15 protein-coding genes are annotated in these 13204 nt (G+C 51.1%); 8 read left to right on the top strand and 7 right to left on the bottom strand.

The window, feature by feature from the left end:
• Window positions 1-6: 6 nt before the first annotated feature.
• Window positions 7-408, bottom strand: a complete 402-nt coding sequence (msrB, locus tag FEK30_RS07465) for a peptide-methionine (R)-S-oxide reductase MsrB (protein ID WP_138072681.1) — start codon at window positions 406-408, stop codon at window positions 7-9.
• Window positions 409-637: 229 nt separating this feature from the next.
• Between msrB and FEK30_RS07470 the strand changes: the two genes are divergently transcribed.
• Window positions 638-808 carry a hypothetical protein gene (locus tag FEK30_RS07470; protein WP_223209840.1) on the top strand — a complete coding sequence of 57 codons (171 nt, stop codon included), beginning with the start codon at window positions 638-640 and terminating at the stop codon, window positions 806-808.
• A 14-nt stretch (window positions 809-822) separates the two neighbouring features.
• On the opposite strand, the gene argF is transcribed toward FEK30_RS07470, so the two are convergent.
• Complete coding sequence (gene argF / locus FEK30_RS07475; RefSeq protein WP_012306303.1) at window positions 823-1743, bottom strand: ornithine carbamoyltransferase; 921 nt, start codon at window positions 1741-1743, stop codon at window positions 823-825.
• A 234-nt stretch (window positions 1744-1977) separates the two neighbouring features.
• On the opposite strand from argF, the gene FEK30_RS07480 reads away from it, so the two are divergent.
• From FEK30_RS07480 to FEK30_RS07505, 6 genes are all read left to right on the top strand, one after another.
• Window positions 1978-3891 carry a long-chain fatty acid--CoA ligase gene (locus FEK30_RS07480; RefSeq protein ID WP_138072683.1) on the top strand — a complete coding sequence of 638 codons (1914 nt, stop codon included), beginning with the start codon at window positions 1978-1980 and terminating at the stop codon, window positions 3889-3891.
• A 120-nt stretch (window positions 3892-4011) separates the two neighbouring features.
• Window positions 4012-4455: a YlqD family protein gene (locus FEK30_RS07485; RefSeq protein WP_012306305.1), complete on the top strand. Its 444-nt coding sequence runs from the start codon at window positions 4012-4014 to the stop codon at window positions 4453-4455.
• 86 nt (window positions 4456-4541) lie between these two features.
• Window positions 4542-5378 carry a prephenate/arogenate dehydrogenase gene (locus FEK30_RS07490; RefSeq protein ID WP_065711617.1) on the top strand — a complete coding sequence of 279 codons (837 nt, stop codon included), beginning with the start codon at window positions 4542-4544 and terminating at the stop codon, window positions 5376-5378.
• A 68-nt stretch (window positions 5379-5446) separates the two neighbouring features.
• Entirely contained in the window at window positions 5447-6115 is a 669-nt protein-coding gene (locus FEK30_RS07495; protein ID WP_138072685.1) for a protein-L-isoaspartate(D-aspartate) O-methyltransferase, read from the top strand.
• 297 nt (window positions 6116-6412) lie between these two features.
• Entirely contained in the window at window positions 6413-6790 is a 378-nt protein-coding gene (locus tag FEK30_RS07500) for a DUF1823 family protein (RefSeq protein ID WP_030005923.1), read from the top strand.
• A gap of 3 nt (window positions 6791-6793) precedes the next feature.
• Window positions 6794-7603 (top strand): MOSC domain-containing protein, encoded by an 810-nt coding sequence (locus tag FEK30_RS07505; protein ID WP_138072687.1) that lies wholly within the window; start codon window positions 6794-6796, stop codon window positions 7601-7603.
• A 22-nt stretch (window positions 7604-7625) separates the two neighbouring features.
• Here the strand turns inward: FEK30_RS07505 and FEK30_RS07510 are convergent, their stop codons facing one another.
• Together FEK30_RS07510 and FEK30_RS07515 are read right to left on the bottom strand one after the other, a co-directional pair.
• On the bottom strand, window positions 7626-9146 hold the full coding sequence (locus tag FEK30_RS07510; RefSeq protein WP_138072689.1) for an anthranilate synthase component I family protein: 1521 nt from the start codon (window positions 9144-9146) through the stop codon (window positions 7626-7628).
• A 215-nt stretch (window positions 9147-9361) separates the two neighbouring features.
• Window positions 9362-9790: a photosystem I reaction center subunit II PsaD gene (locus FEK30_RS07515; RefSeq protein ID WP_012306311.1), complete on the bottom strand. Its 429-nt coding sequence runs from the start codon at window positions 9788-9790 to the stop codon at window positions 9362-9364.
• A 316-nt stretch (window positions 9791-10106) separates the two neighbouring features.
• Here FEK30_RS07515 and FEK30_RS07520 point away from each other — a divergent pair, with 316 nt between their 5' ends.
• A complete protein-coding gene (locus FEK30_RS07520; protein WP_138072691.1) occupies window positions 10107-10991 on the top strand; it encodes an alpha/beta hydrolase in 885 nt (294 codons plus the stop codon).
• A 23-nt stretch (window positions 10992-11014) separates the two neighbouring features.
• Here FEK30_RS07520 and rimK read toward each other — a convergent pair whose 3' ends face one another.
• From rimK to FEK30_RS07535, 3 genes are read right to left on the bottom strand one after another with little or no spacing between them, the layout of a single operon-like run.
• Complete coding sequence (rimK, locus tag FEK30_RS07525) at window positions 11015-11920, bottom strand: 30S ribosomal protein S6--L-glutamate ligase (RefSeq protein WP_012306313.1); 906 nt, start codon at window positions 11918-11920, stop codon at window positions 11015-11017.
• Complete coding sequence (locus FEK30_RS07530; RefSeq protein WP_012306314.1) at window positions 11917-12375, bottom strand: ATP-dependent zinc protease family protein; 459 nt, start codon at window positions 12373-12375, stop codon at window positions 11917-11919. Before FEK30_RS07530 ends, rimK begins: the two co-directional genes overlap by 4 nt.
• A 44-nt stretch (window positions 12376-12419) precedes the next feature.
• On the bottom strand, window positions 12420-13202 hold the full coding sequence (locus FEK30_RS07535) for an ABC transporter permease (protein WP_065710202.1): 783 nt from the start codon (window positions 13200-13202) through the stop codon (window positions 12420-12422).
• Between the last annotated feature and the right edge of the window lie 2 nt (window positions 13203-13204).

Below are 13204 nucleotides of genomic sequence, written 5' to 3' on the forward strand. Positions count from 1 at the left end.
GGGCGTCTACTCGGCCTTCGGTTCAAACTTCAGGGCCACGGAATTGATACAGTAGCGCAAGCCCGTGGGAGGGGGGCCATCGTTAAATACATGACCTAGGTGGGCATCACATTTCGCGCAGAGCACTTCTGTCCGCTTCATAAAGAAACTAAAGTCATTTTTTTCGGCGATCGCCTGATCATTCACCGGTTGCCAATAGCTCGGCCAGCCAGTACCCGAATTAAACTTCGTCTCCGAGGTAAACAGGGGCGCACCACAGCACACGCAATTGTAGGTGCCTTCCCCCTTGAAATCGTGATATTCACCCGTAAAGGCCCGCTCGGTGCCATGTTTGCGGGTGACTTTGTAGGCCTCTGAGGAAAGTTGCGCTTGCCATTCGGCGTCAGTTTTGACAACTTTGTCGGTCATGGTGGTGTTTTGTCTCCAAAAGTGGGGTTGCACTGCTTTGTATCGTAACAAGATCGACTAGGGGAAAACAGGTGAGAAATCCCCCAATGGATGTTGTGGGGTCGGGGCTTTCGGCTATACTCAACAAGGTTTTTTTATTCAAGTTCAAGGAGAGCGCCAAAAGATGCGATGTGCCATTATTAGTCGTGCCGGTCAAACTCTGGCGCGAGGGAAGTTAGTCTTAACTCCGATGGAAAACGATCAACAACGGCTTGATCTGGTTACGGACGGGGGTCGCTATCTAGAGGGAGGACTGGTTGCTCCCGATGGTGATATGACCGAAGCCAGCCTAGAGCTATCGCGGAAATTTTTTGCGATGTGGGGCATGAGTAATCTCCAGCTACAAATCACCCTCCGCTAAGTCCGTAATTAGAATTAGACAATGCCAAGGAGACTGGCCATCAGCGCTTTTTGGGCGTGCATCCGGTTTTCGGCTTGATCCCAAATTTTGGCTTGGGGGCCTTCCATCACGTCGGCGGTAATTTCTTCGCCCCGATGGGCGGGCAAACAGTGGAGGGCGATCGCCTCTTTATCGGCGAGGGCCATGAGTTCGGCGTTAACTTGGTAGGGTTGGAAAATGGGTACCCGACTGTTGGCGAGGTCTTCTTGGCCCATACTGGCCCACACATCGGTGTAGATGGCGTGACAGCCTTCGGCGGCTTCCTTGGGATCATGGGTAATTAAAATTTGACTGCGATCGCCTGCAATGGCCTGGGCCTGGGCGACAATTTTCGGGCTAGGTTCGTAATCTTTGGGGGTAGCGATGCGAATATTCATGCCGACTAACGCGCCACCGAGGAGGATCGAGTGGGCGACATTATTGCCATCACCCACATAGGTCATGGTCAGGCCTTCGAGTTGGCCGAAGGTTTCCTGCATCGTTTGCAGATCCGCCAACATCTGACAGGGGTGTTCTAAATCTGTAAGGGCGTTGATAATCGGCATTTCACAGTAATCAGCGAAGGTTTCGAGATCCTGTTGATCAAAGGTACGAATCGCCAAAATATCGAGATAGCGGTCTAAAACCCTGGCGGTGTCCTCGATGGGCTCGCCGCGACCCACTTGGGTACGGTTTGGGTTCAGGTCAATGACATTGCCACCCAGTTGGTACATGGCCACGCTAAAGGAGACTCGGGTGCGGGTAGAGGCTTTGTAAAATAACAGACCGAGGGTTTTGGGGCAGGTGGGGGCGATTTTTCCCTGTTTGAGATCTGCCGCCAGGTTTAGCAGGGTAATAATTTCTGTGCTGCTGAGATCTGCAATGCTCAGAAGATCCCGACCCTTGAGTGCATTCATCCTGTTTTCGGCTCCTTACCGTGGCAAAAAAATCATTATAAGCTCCCCTCCAGATTCCACAAAAGCTTGCAAGGGCGATCGCCACTGGTCTTCGTCAGGAAATGTTGATGGCGATCCCAAGGGGGTGACACTTGAAAAACTGTCTACTTTTGGGGAGATGGGTGAAATCTGGTTTTAAAGTAGGATTGTAGCCATGATTTCGGCTTGTTTTTTGCGCTTTTAAATGGAATTGCCATGAGCACTGCTCCCTACGACCAGATCCAATCTTTATCAGAAATTTGGGCGATCGCCGCTGAGCGTTATGCCGACATTGTTGCCCTCTATGATCCCCACCAAAAACCAGAATTCAAACTGACCTATCATCAGCTCTGGCAAGGGATTCAGCAGTTTGGGGCTGGCCTCCAAGCCCTTGGTCTTCAACCCCAGGAAAAAGTCGCCCTGATTGCGGATAATAGCCCCCGTTGGTTCATCGCCGATCAAGGTAGTATTGCGGCGGGGGCAGTGAATGCGGTGCGCTCATCCCAGGCAGAAAAACAAGAACTGCTCTACATCTACACTGACAGCGAAAGTCGATTTCTCATCGTCGAAGACCGCAAAACCTTTGAACGCCTCAATCCAGAAATTACAAATCTCCAACCCAGGGCCGTCATTTTCCTTACCGACGAAGAAGTGCCAGAAACGGAACTCCCGATTTTCAACTTTTCCCAACTGATGACCCTCGGCAGCCAAGAACCCCTGACGATGCCTGGGCGATCGCCCCAAGATTTAATGACCTTGATCTACACGTCTGGGACGACGGGCAAACCCAAAGGGGTGATGCTTTCCCACGGCAATGTCCTCTACCAAGTGCGCAACCTCGACCAGGTGATTCAACCGAATCCTGGCGATGTCACCCTCAGCATTCTCCCCACCTGGCATTCCTACGAACGGGCTGCTGAATATTTCCTCCTATCCCAGGGCTGCACCCAAATTTATACGAATATCCGCAACATCAAAAAAGATCTCCAAACCTACAAGCCCGGTTACATGGTTGCGGTGCCGCGCATTTGGGAATCGATTTACGAAGGAGTGCAGAAAAATCTCCGGGAACAACCCGCCAAGAAACAAAAGCTGGTGAACTTTTTCCTCACCTGCTCCCAAAATTATGTCCTGGCCCAGCGCATCGCCAACAACCTCAGCCTGGAGCATTTCCATGTTTCTTCCCTGACGCGGTTAATGGCTAGAGCAAAGGCGATCGCCCTTTATCCCTTTCATCTCCTCGGCAACAAACTCGTTTACGAAAAAATTCGGGGGGCCACTGGCGGCAAAATTCGCTACGTAATCAGCGGCGGCGGCTCCCTCGCCCAACACATCGACACCTTCTTTGAAATCGTGGGGATCAATATCCTTGTGGGTTATGGCCTCACTGAAACCTCCCCAGTGACCAATGCCCGTCGGCCAGAACGCAATGTGCGTGGTTCTGCTGGCCCCGCCCTCAAGGGCACCGAAATTCGCATTGTCGATCCCGAAACGCGACAAACCCTTTCCCAAGGCCAAAAGGGACTGGTTTTAATCCGTGGCCCCCAGGTGATGCAGGGCTACTACCGCAAACCCGAAGCCACTGCCAAGGCCATTGATCCCGAAGGCTGGTTTGACAGCGGCGACCTCGGTTGGGTGACGCCCCAGGGGGATCTCGTTTTAACGGGCCGGGCAAAAGATACCATTGTCCTCACCAACGGCGAAAACATCGAACCCCAGCCCATTGAAGATGCCTGCGCCCGCAGTCCCTACATCGATCAAATTATGCTGGTGGGCCAGGATCAAAAATCCCTTGGTGCTTTAATTGTGCCGAACCTCGAAGCCCTCGGCCAGTGGGTGTCCCAGGGTGGCCTTGGTTTGCAATTGCCAGATCCTGACATTCCTTCAGAACAATTGCCCCAAACGGATTTGTACAGTAAGCCAGTCTTGAATTTATTTAAACAGGAGCTGAATCGAGAAATTAAAAATCGGCCTGGCTATCGAGTGGATGACCGCATTAGTGATTTTGCGTTGATTCTAGAGCCTTTTTCCATTGAGAATGGCCTGATGACCCAGACGCTAAAGGTAAAGCGGCCAGTGGTGGCAGAGAAATATGCGGCCTTAATTGCTTCCCTTTACGACAAAGATTAAGCGATCCGAATGGCGGAATCTTCGGGTATTGATGCTACCCTGAAAATATTTTGCAGATAGGGCCCCTTTAGCCCACTGATTTAACAAAACCGAGTTACATTTCTCTAGGAAAACATTCACATGGACGGAAACCAAGTGCCTACTGTTACCCTCAAACGCCCAATTAATCTGAAGGTCATCGTGACCCCCCGCTGGAAAGAGGAAGTACAGCAGCAACTCCAGGGACAAATAGCGACTTTTGATGGTCAATTACAACAACTGGATGTCCAAGGAAATCGCACCATTAGTGAACTTCAACAACAGGGCAATACCCCCCAGGTCGCTCAACAAATGGAAAATATTCAACTCCAGGTTAACCAAAAAAAGCGGGAACTCCTTGAGAAGAAAAACCAAGTGCTCCAGCAGCTCCAACAGGTACAAAACTTAGAATTAGATCAAGAGTTTCTCCAGGGTCAGATGGAGAGTTTCTTTGAAGTGAAAGTGGGCGATAATCTGGTGCGCAAGCTGAATGTTGAACTTGTGGTCCGGGATGGTGTTGTTGAAGAAATTCGCGGCGACCTCTAATTTTTTTGTGATTGCTGTCGCGTGACAGTGTTCGGCTCCCCCGATGACACTTGCGGTGCGGGGGATTTTTAATGGGGAAAAAATTCATGAAAATTGGCATTGTCGGGCTGGGTTTAATCGGTGGATCTTTGGCGATCGCCTTCCGGGAAAAAGGCTTAGAAGTGTTGGGTATTTCCCGGAAAAATACAACCTGCGAAACGGCCTTGAGGAAGGGAATTGTCGACCAAGCCAGCACAGATTTTTCTCTTCTCAAGGATACGGATGTGGTGTTTCTCTGCACGCCGATCAAAGCGATTTTGCCCACGGCTCAAACCCTTATTCCCCACCTCAAATCCACGGCGATTTTGACCGATGTGGCCTCGGTGAAGGGGGAAATTGTCCAGGCGATCGCCCCGCTGTGGCCCAATTTTGTCGGGGGACATCCCATGGCGGGCACAGCCGAACAGGGTATTGACGCCGCGCTCCCCGGATTGTTTATCAACGCACCCTACGTTTTAACGCCGACCAATGAAACTTCCCCTGATGCGGTAAAAATCCTTAAAGACTTAATCACGCTGCTCCAGAGCCGTTTCTACTGCTGCGCCCCAGAGATTCACGATCAAGCGGTGGCCTGGATTTCCCATTTGCCCGTTTACGTTAGTGCGAGTCTGATCGCGGCCTGTGGGTCAGAAATTAATTCAGAAGTGCTACAAATGGCCCAAGCTCTGGCAAGTTCTGGCTTTCGGGATACCAGTCGTGTCGGCGGTGGCAATCCAGAATTGGGGTTGATGATGGCCCAGGGGAATCAACAGGCGTTGTTAAAATCCCTCACCCATTATCGGCAGCAGTTAGATCAAGTCATTGCAGATCTTGAAACAGAAAACTGGGAGGCGATCGCCCAATTCCTCGCAGCAACCCAACAACAGCGGCCCGACTTTCTCTAGATTCCAGGAGTACAATGGAGGTAGGAGGAAGTCGAAGGATTCAACTGAAATGATCCTCGCCAGCGACCATGGATCTTCCACCCACCAATGATTTCTGTGCCGATCCCACCGTTGCGTTACGTCAGCGGATGGTTAAGCAGCAAATTATCGCCAGGGGCGTGAACGATCCAGCCGTCTTAGCCGCGCTCCAGCAAGTGCCCCGGCATCGCTTTGTGCCTGATTCTCTCCAAAATCTCGCCTACGCCGATCAACCCCTCACCATCGGCTATGGCCAAACCATTTCCCAACCCTATATCGTCGCCTACATGACCGAGGCGGCCCACCTGACGCCCAGCAGCAAAGTTTTAGAAATTGGTACGGGGTGCGGTTATCAAGCGGCAATCCTCGCCGAAATTGCCCAGGAAGTTTTTACCGTTGAAGTTGTGCCCGAATTAGCCCAGCAGGCCCGTGATCGCCTGGAAAAATTAGGTTACAAAAATATCCACTACAAGATTGGTGACGGTTACCAGGGCTGGCCAGAATTTGCTCCCTACGACGCGATCCTTGTTACGGCGGCCCCAGACCATCGGCCCCAACCGTTACTGCAACAATTGGCCGTGGGCGGTCACCTGGTAATTCCTGTGGGCACCGTCGGCCAACGCCTTGAAGTCCTCCACAAAACCAGCACTGACTTGGAAATGGAAAAGGCGATCGCTGTGCGGTTTGTGCCACTCCAGGGCCACAGCTACGGATTTTGAAACAATCTTTTGACCCGAAAAACCAGCACTGACTTGGAAATGGAAAAGGCGATCTCGGAGAGATCCGCTGTGCGGCACGCTGTGCGGTTTGTGCCACTCCAGGGTCACAGCTACGGATTTTGAACAAATTTGGATAGGTCACCAGATTAATTGTCCCATCTCTATTGCTCGCATCGAGGGCATTACCTTCCTGGAGAGTGACCCAGGCGGTTTGGGAATCCGGCGCAACGGCCACATATTTTGTGGAGGCGATCGCCTAAAATTGAACCAGCTTTCTCTACACCTTTTCTTTCTGTTATCGTGACTTTGCCTCCCCTAACAACGGACACCATTCAGCTAATCATCGACGATCGTCTTGAGGATGAAACGCTCCATCAGTTGGTCTGGCATTACCTCGGCTACCGTTACGATGAAACTCAAAAATGCTGGAATCTTGACCAAGTTGATCCAGCCTGGGCCGAAAAATATCCAGAACCGCCTAAATTTATCGAGGAGCGTCCCCCCACGGTGCAACTGACCCGCTCGATCCCCAAACCCTATAAGGCTCTGCTCAAGGAAAAAATGGGCTTTAAGGGCTACACAGTTGATCAACTGATTCCGCGCCTGACGCGGCGGGCGACCATGGCCAGTTGGCTCCTTAGCTATATGGCCCAACACGATTTGTTAGAGGTTTAGCGAGTGGCACGGGTGACGGCCTTATGGATTTATCCGGTGAAGTCCTGCGGCGGGATCGCTTTGGAGACAGTGGAAGTTTTGACCCAAGGTTTTCAAGGCGATCGCCAATGGATGATTGTTGATACCGACGGGAAATTTCTCAGTCAACGGCAATATCCTCAACTGGCCAGGGTTAAGCCCCACATGACAGAGGATAATTTCACCTTAACTTTTGATGATTTTTCGCCCCTGAAACTGTCTCCCAAAACCGTAGGCTCCCTCAAACCTGTGACAATCTGGCACAACCAGACCCAAGCCCTTGACCAAGGCCCTGAAGCTGCCGCTTGGTTTTCGGAGGTGCTACAAACCCCCTGCCGTCTCGTGCGCCAATCTCCCGACCATCCCCGGCCCCTCAACCCGAAATATGCCCTGTGGGAGACCCAAAATGTCAGTTTTGCCGATGGTTATCCGGTGCTCCTCACCAATACTGCTTCTTTAAAGCTGCTGGAAGAAAAATTAGGGGCAGCCGTTTCGATGAATCAGTTTCGTCCTAATCTAGTGGTTGAGACAGCACAACCTTTTGCGGAAGATCATTGGCAGACTATGGACATTGGTGGCACGATCTTTGTCACCGCCAAACCCTGTGAGCGTTGCATTGTGATTACAACAAATCAAACCACAGGCGATCGCCACCCAACCCAAGAACCCCTCCGCACTCTGGGCACTTTTCGACGCACTGCCAAAGGCATTCTTTTTGGCATTAACCTCATGCCTACCAGTTCAGGCAAGATTTCAGTGGGAGATGCTGTAATCCTAAATTCAACGATGCCTTAAAATTCCCTGTCCCCAGACGTTATTAAACCTGAAGGCAGCGAATCGCTTCCAACATCCCCCTGGCCTTATCAAGGGTTTCCTGGTATTCCCGTTCCGGCTCTGAATCCGCGACGATGCCCGCGCCCGCCTGGACAAAGACCTGGTGCTGATTCCCCTGCGATCGCACGATCATGCTCCGGATCGTAATCGCCGTATTCAGTTGGCCTTCAAAATCGTAGTAACCGTAGACGCCAGAGTAGGGGCCGCGCCGTTCGGGTTCCAGTTCGTTGATAATTTCTAAGGCGCGAATTTTCGGTGCACCGCTGACCGTCCCGGCGGGAAAACAAGCCTGTAATAAATTCCAAGCCGATTGGTCGGGGGCTAAATCTCCCATCACATTACTCACAATGTGCATTACGTGAGAATAACGTTCGATGATCATCAAATCCCCAACCGTCACCGTGCCTTTTTCGCAGACGCGACCGAGGTCATTGCGGCCCAAATCCACAAGCATCACGTGTTCAGCGATTTCCTTAGGGTCGGCCAAGAGGTCTTGTTCTAACGCTAAATCCTCAGCTTGGGTTTTCCCCCGGCGTCGCGTGCCCGCAATCGGTCGGAGCATCGCCTGGAGTTTTCCGTCTGGCGTTTGCTCGGCTTTGACCATAATCTCTGGGCTAGAACCGATGAGTTGCCAATCCCCAAAATTGTAAAAAGACATGTAGGGAGAAGGGTTAATCAGGCGCAGGGAACGGTAGAGATCAAAGGGATGGCCTTCGTAGCTCGTCTGGAGCCGCTGGGACAGCACCACCTGAAAAATATCTCCGGCCTTAATGTATTCCTTTGCCTTGGCGACGTTCTGGCAAAACTGTGCTTGGGAAGTGTTGCTTTCGTACTTGAGGGCTTCCCCGTCTGGGTTGGCGAGCCATTCTAAGGGTTTGGCGGCAACAGGCAAAGGCAACTTGAGCTTGAGGACTAATTTCGTCACGCGATCGCAGGCATTTAGGTAGGCTTCTTCTAGGGGCACCGCCGGATCCCGCAGGTCAGCATAGGTGATGACCCAAATCTTGCGTTTAACTTGGTCAAAAATAATCAAGCTATCAATTTGCATCCAGAGGCCATCGGGCAGATCCCCTGCCTGGCGCTCGTACACCGGCACCCGTGGCTCGATCCAGCGCATCAACTCATAGCCCCACATCCCAAATAGACCACCAATCCCCGGTGGTAATTCCGACAGTTGGACAGGCTTAATGCTGGCGAGACATTGGGCCAACACATCAAAGGGATTGCCGCTAAATTCTTGGACAGCCCCATCACGGAATTTTTGCGTGGTGCGATCGCCTTTATTTTCTAAGATCCAAACCGGATCGCAACCGAGGAAACTATAGCGACCAATATTTTCGCCCCCCTCAACGGACTCCAACAGAAAATTGTAGGGTTGATCTGCACAAACCTTGTACCAAGCCGACACTGGCGTTTCGAGATCCGCCACCCACTCCTGATAGACCGGAATAAAATTACCCTGTTGACTGAGATGCCGAAACTGCTCGAAATCAGGAAAAATCATAGGAAATGCGTCGGTCGCCTGGGGCACATGGAGGGCCGCTGGGACAGTGAATAAAAGTAAAAATAGAGCTAGACACAAAGAAGCGGAAGCCTTTTGTTCAGCTTTTCATCATAACAGACTTTCTTCATCGGTCTGGGCTAATCGCCACCACCAAGAAAGCCTTCATAACTCAAACTAAAACTGTCAACTTCCGCCCGAACTGTTGTGGTAAAAATCTAGGCTTCGTAGGGGGCCACACCAGAAAACTTCAGGGTTGCCGGTTCGGGGTTGCTCCCGATATTGCGGTCAACTTTCCCTTTGTATTCGCGACCTTCGTTTACCTTCTCAGAAGGTACACCATCGAGAGGATAGAGGAACTGAGTTTCGCCGGAGGGGAAGACACGGTAAATCTTATAGTCGGTAATCTTGGGCTTAAATTGTGTTTTCAGCTGAGTCCCGAGGGCAAGGCACTGTTCCTTGCGGGCAAAGTACATGAGGTTATCGCCTTCGTTCATGACCGCTGCACCACCGGTGGGCAGTTCAAAAACCTGCTCTTTTGCGCTAGACCAGGTGATGGCGTATTTTTCCTCCCGTTCAGCAGCGGCGAGTAGACCACCCGTGCTGCCACCGAATTTCGGTGTTTTTCCAGTAAGCTCGTTAGACATGCTCAAAAATCTTTATTAAATAAAGGGTGTTTCGCAAATGCTATCACCAGACCCCTACGCCATAGATCAAGTGTCAAGAACTGTAACAGTTATTTTCTATTTGTAAGGGAAGCAGACAGGCAAATTTATCATCCTTTAGGGACTGTTTTGGTGGGAATGGCCCTAGGGGTAAAAGTTTCTGGCAAAAGCCACTAGAATGCGAGAAAATCCCCTTTTTTCCACTGCAAAACCGAGGCTTAGTAGAAGGTGAGCATCCGTTATTTTTGGAATTTTTGGGTTAGGGGATGGGTTGAACCCAGCAGGTTAAAAAACATCTATGGCAGAAGAATTTTACAAAGGTGGACAACGGGCTTGGTTCCATGATCAGGGCCATTGGGGCGGTTTTTTCCATACCTATGATCAGTTGCAACTCAAGGGTTTTGGGGCGTATTTTGATCAACCCCGCAAAATCCATGTCTTTTTACCACGAGATTATGAAGTAACCGGCGATCGCCTGCCCGTACTTTACTGCAACGATGGCGACCATATTTTTTTCCCCGATGGGGATTTTGGTCAATGTTGGCAGGTGGCAGAGCGCTTGAGTCGACTGTACCTACGGGAGCAATTGCAAAAACTGATTGTCGTGGCCATTTGCCCCAATGATCGTGCTTACGAATATTCCCATATCCCGGATCAAGGTGGTGGCCTAGGGGATTACAGTCGTTATCTTGCCAAAGGACTGAAACCCTTTATCGATGCGCAATACCGCACCCAAACCGATCAAACGCTCATCGTCGGTGCTGCCCAAGGCGGGTTGGCTGCTTTTTACACGGCTACCCAGCACCCCCGCCAGTTTCCCCAAGTGGCCGCTTTATCCCCCTCTTTTTGGCTGGGACTGGAGGCAAACCCAATGTCCATAAATGGTTTAGATGGAGCTTTTAAGATATCCCTTGAAAATTCGGCGTTGGTTTTTGCCGCGACTCCCGTTTTGAGCAATCCCAAATTGCGCCCCAAAATTTACCTAGACTGGGGTTTAATGGCTGATGCCCAGCACCAGGAGGCACGGGCGAGGTTACGGGGCCAAGAAATGCGATCGCTTTTAATCGAAGAGTTCCAATACCAAGAAAATATGAATCTTTTTAGCCTTGAAGATCCCCTTGGTCGCCACGATGAACTTGCCTGGGGCGATCGCCTTGAGACAATTTTGCAGCTTTTTTTCTAGCTTGTGAGCCACAACCTGATCTCTTAATACTGAATGCGATCGGTGGTTTTCCCAGGAGCGGCATTCTTTTCGAGATATTCAATAATTTTTCCGGCCACATCAACCCCGGTGGTTTTTTCGATGCCTTCTAATCCCGGTGAAGAGTTAATTTCCATCACCAGAGGCCCGTGGTTTGAGCGCAACAAATCCACCCCAGCAACCCGCAATCCCATCGCTTTAGCGGCCCGGACAGCGGTACTGCGCTCTTCGGGGGTGAGTCGAACTTTATCTGCTTTGCCGCCCCGGTGCAAATTAGACCGAAATTCTCCCTCTGCACCCTGGCGCTTCATTGCCGCCACGACTTTCTCGCCCACCACAAAACAGCGGATATCCGTGCCTTTAGCCTCGGCGATGTATTCTTGCACCAAAATGTTGGCATCCAACCCCCGAAAGGCTTCGATCACGGATTTGGCGGCCTGGTGGGTTTCCGCGAGCACCACACCAATGCCCTGGGTGCCTTCTAAAAGTTTAATGACGACAGGAGCACCACCCACGGTTTCGATGAGGCCATCAATGTCCTGGGTCGCGTGGGCAAAACCTGTCACCGGGAGTCCAATGCCTTTGCGGGCTAAAATTTGCAGCGATCGCAATTTATCACGGGACCGAGAAATCGCCTGGGATGTATTGGCACTAAACCCTCCCATTACTTCAAACTGACGCACCACCGCCGTACCGTAAAAGGTGGCCGATGCTCCAATGCGAGGAATAATCGCGTCAAAATTTTCTAACCGCTGCCCCTGGTAAATGACAAAGGGTTGGTGGGAAGTGATATTCATGTAGCAGCGCATGAAATTAATCACCTGGACGTCGTGGTGGCGATTTTCGGCGGCTTCCCGGAGACGACGGGTGGAATAGAGTTTTGGATCTTGGGAGAGAATGGCAATTTTCATGGTTGGTGGGGATGATCCGGTTGGCTTTGGAGAAAAGATTTGCTCACATCAACGAGGAATCGTTTACGCAGGGCCTGGCGTCCAAGGAGCATGCGATAACCCATTAAGGAGCGATTGGTGAGGTTGAGTTCAATGAGCCAACGGTGTTCGCCTAGTTGAACATGGGTTTCGATGACGGGCCGCAGTTGCTTTTGGCCATTGGAACTTTTGATGCTGCGGTGTTCGACCAAAGGGGCTTCTATGGTAACGGTGTCATGGATATTGTGCTGGTGGGGGTGAATTTGGAAACGAACCATCTCGCGATCGCCTTGGTGAAAATAGTGAATGCGGGTGGCATGGATCGAGGAGGAGCCAGCACCGGTATCAATTTTGGCGCGAATCACGGGGATCTGAAAATCCGGGAGCGCCACACATTCTCGCCAACCAATGGTTGATAGGATGGGTTTTCTTTTCATACAACGGCAGTCTAGGAGACAAAGTTTAAATTCTTGCTAAGGCTTCAGCTAGAAGCACTGGTATAAAACCGTAGGGCAAACCGCCACACCACATTAGACAATAACAGCAGCAGCAGGCCCAAACAACCGGCACCAGCAATCCACCCCAAAGGCGATCGCCCCAACATGGTTTCCGCAGGAATGGTCGTTAAAAAAACAATGGGGACAATGAAGGTAAAGAAAAAACGAAAGACCCCCGGATAGGCCACAATCGGGTAACGTCCGGCCTCAAGGAAGCCCCGCAGCACCTCGGTGACATTATAAATTTTCACAAACCAGATACTCGTTGCCCCCAACATAAACCAGAGGCTGTAGAGGATCAACATCCCAAACCCGATGGGAATCAGGCTCAACACATAATTGAGCGGTGACAGACCCAACTGCAGCCCGATGTAGATCAAAATTCCCAGTCCTAAAACCAAGTCAGGCAAGCCCCAGGGGGAAATCATCCGCGCCGAGAGCCAAAATTGACTACTGATGGGCTTGAGCAGCACAAAATCGAGGGTGCCTTCCTGTACCTGTTGGACGATCCGGTTGAGATTCGGCGAAAAGAAGGTATTGGCCACCCCCTGCAAGAGGGTAAACATGCCCACCACCAACATCGCCTCTTGCCAAGTCCAACCGGAAAATTGATATCCCGTGCGGTAAAACAAAAAGAGGCTGAACAGGCTGCCCGCCAAATTTCCCACACTACTGAGGGCCGCAATGAAAAAATTTAAACGATACTCCAATTCGGCGGCGATCGCCGTACTCCAAAACAGTCCTAAAATGCGCCAATACTTGCCCATGG

It is taken from the genome of Picosynechococcus sp. PCC 11901 (genome assembly GCF_005577135.1).
Lineage (GTDB): Bacteria > Cyanobacteriota > Cyanobacteriia > Cyanobacteriales > MRBY01 > MRBY01.